A 2,580-nucleotide genomic window follows, 5' to 3' on the forward strand; every position below is an offset into this window, starting at 1 on the left:
ATGCACCGGCCAAGAGAGCTGCTGTTCAATTACTCAGAGTCTCATCCATTCGCCAAGATCGATCGCAGCTACGTTTCCGACGACGTGCTTAGTCAGCAAGCAGCGGTGAATACTTAACGATCCAGTGGTTTATGGTTGCATGATCGACGGAAACGCTTCGCTCAGCCAGGATTTACTCCAGATCACGGTACGACGCTGAATAGCGCAGATAAAAGAACAAAGCGTGCGAGATCACATCTTTCGGAAAGTGTGCACCCTTGAATGAGATCGTCCCGGTTGGCTCCTTTCTCTCGTCTCAGACAGAGATGCCGAAAGTTTGCGACAAAGCCTATGAATCCTGATCCCAGGTATCAGTCAGTGCAATTGCATCACGATAGCGACTACGGATATTGACTCCCAAAAAAGTAACAAAATTGGTACCATTCCATCATAATGTTACGTACGTCTGTCTTCGCGTTTTTTTTATCCGCCAGCCCGCTTTTAGCCGAGCCTACCCGCATTGCTGACGAGTGTATGGGCAATGCGGCGGAAAGCTGTTTCATTATCATCGACGGGAAAATTACCACCGAGATGCTAACCGAGGTTGAGCTAGCGCTAGAGAACCGTATGGATGGGTTCAAAGTGCTATTGAACAGCGGAGGCGGGTCCTTCCAAGCCGGTCTGGCCCTAGGCCGTCTTATAAGGGAACGGGGTTTGCATACCGAGGTCGGTCGCGCGGCCTATGTGACCTCTACCCTGAACGATGCCCAATTCGAGCGGTTCGACAATATCGAAGACGGCCAATGCGTGAGCGCCTGCGCCTATGCTTTTCTCGGAGGCGTTGTCCGCAAGATCAACGGGGACAGTCGGTTAGGGTTTCATCGCTTCTACCTCGCGCAAGGCGATTTGCCCGGAGAGGGTGGACTAGCAGCGGGACAGCTTGTCGCTGCGGATGCGGTGTCGTACCTGATCGAAATGGGCGTGGACGCGCGGATTTTTGTAACCGCGAGCAGTGCCGGGGCGACGAAAATGAACTACCCGACACCAGAGGAATTGGAGGAATTCGACCTTTTGACGCCTGCCGGGTTTTCATCATTCTCCATCGAACCCTACCGGCAGGGTATCATCGCAGTCAGCCGGCGACTGGACGCGACCCGTGGCTATGATCACGCCTTTCAGCTAACGGCTTACTGCAGGGATGGGCTGCCGCATCTTCTGCTGACCGCTGATCACCCCTGGATTGGCGATGAAGGCAGCGGACCAGAAGACGCGGTTGTCGAGCTTGACGGGCGACAAATCCCGGTTCGGGGCTTTTCGGTACGCGGTGATGACACCAACAGCTATTTCACCTTCCAGTTGGCATCGTCAGATGTACCCTCGATTCTGTCCGCGAAAAATATGAGCGTAGTCTATTTGCAACCGCGGGTCGCCGGAGGGCCGCAAGAAGCCAAGATCGAAACCACTGAAACCGATTGGGAAATGCTTTCTGCGGCATTTCGCTTCTGCATCTGAGGATCGAACGCTTATGAGGTACCTGTCAATCATCCTTCTTGCCCTTTCGGCGACGCAGGGGCTTTCGCAAGACAAGAATTTCTACCGTCTTCAGTCAGACGATCTAGAATGCATCGTCGACAATATCGGGCTTTATCGGGCCATGGGCGATCTTGTCTATGTAGACGTCACGGAATGCCCGCCCCAAGGTGAGGTCAGCATTCTCGACAAACTCGTAAATGAAATGCCGAATCCTGAATTCTCTGAAGAATACGACAGTTTCCTAGTGCTGACCGTGCCAAATCTCAATTGTCTGAGCGGAGTGACACTGTCAGAGGGCACCGATGCTTATCGGTTCTATCCAGATAATTGCCGGGTCGAAGCAGAATGACCAGGGTTGAGCGGATCGAATTGTCGCTGAAGATCATTGCTACTCTCATCGCGGTTTTTGGCATCTGGAAATACTTTGCTGACCAACATAGCGAGCGCGTCGTCGCTGCACAAAACCGATCGCTTGGTTATATCGAACGCTTTGGCGGCTCTGATCTGGTAGCAGCGCGCAGCCGGCTTTTGGCATTTTGGCAAGACTATCCCGAATTGGTGATTGCCACTAAAGCGGGTGGCTTAACTGAGCCTGGATATGCACTAGCCGTCGACGCTGTCTATACTAGGCATAAGAACCGGAAGCAGATGGATGAAGCGCTGTTTCGGATGCAAGTGTTTCTTGACGAATTGTCGTTCTGCCGTAAATCGGCCGCCTGTGATGCTGCGATACTTGACGGGTTCTTTTGCGAATACGTCGGGCGGTTTTCACGGTCATACGCACCGTTTTATGCGCGTCTGTCAAATGACATCGGCGCTGAACCGATCGACGCAAGCCTACGGAACCTGGCCAATGAATGTGCGGGAGCGGACGAATGATTGGATTATCGGACGCAATTCTTGAAAGCAGTCGTAATCGCCGGGATAATATTCTCAGGAGAGCCGATGAACCTCTCTGATGTGCAGGCGCCGTAGTCATTCGAATAAAGAAAGGAAGGATCATCGCCAGGATCTGTTGCAAACTTTTGACCATTGACCTTTGTGGAGTTAGCGCCTGTTTGACGAATG

General features: G+C 52.5%; 4 protein-coding genes and 1 pseudogene. 3 read left to right on the plus strand and 2 right to left on the minus strand.

What is annotated here, in order from left to right; translation table 11 throughout:
* Positions 1–91: 91 nt before the first annotated feature.
* Positions 92–268: pseudogene (locus GOX66_RS25990) on the minus strand (IS6 family transposase); the annotation flags it as partial.
* 245 nt (positions 269–513) lie between these two features.
* Between GOX66_RS25990 and GOX66_RS25355 the strand changes: the two are divergent.
* From GOX66_RS25355 to GOX66_RS25365, 3 genes are read left to right on the plus strand one after another with little or no spacing between them, the layout of a single operon-like run.
* Entirely contained in the window at positions 514–1,491 is a 978-nt protein-coding gene (locus GOX66_RS25355) for a COG3904 family protein (RefSeq protein ID WP_170766672.1), read from the plus strand.
* Positions 1,492–1,504: 13 nt separating this feature from the next.
* Positions 1,505–1,861: a hypothetical protein gene (locus tag GOX66_RS25360; RefSeq protein WP_170766674.1), complete on the plus strand. Its 357-nt coding sequence runs from the start codon at positions 1,505–1,507 to the stop codon at positions 1,859–1,861.
* Between the two features lie 20 nt (positions 1,862–1,881).
* Complete coding sequence (locus tag GOX66_RS25365) at positions 1,882–2,391, plus strand: hypothetical protein (RefSeq protein ID WP_170766677.1); 510 nt, start codon at positions 1,882–1,884, stop codon at positions 2,389–2,391.
* Positions 2,392–2,396: 5 nt separating this feature from the next.
* On the opposite strand, the gene GOX66_RS25700 is transcribed toward GOX66_RS25365, so the two are convergent.
* Positions 2,397–2,580 (minus strand): hypothetical protein (locus tag GOX66_RS25700; protein ID WP_214652782.1); only part of this gene is annotated, 184 nt, incomplete at its 5' end.

Origin of the sequence: Ruegeria lacuscaerulensis (genome assembly GCF_013031245.1) — a bacterium.
Taxonomy (GTDB): Bacteria; Pseudomonadota; Alphaproteobacteria; order Rhodobacterales; family Rhodobacteraceae; genus Ruegeria; species Ruegeria lacuscaerulensis_C.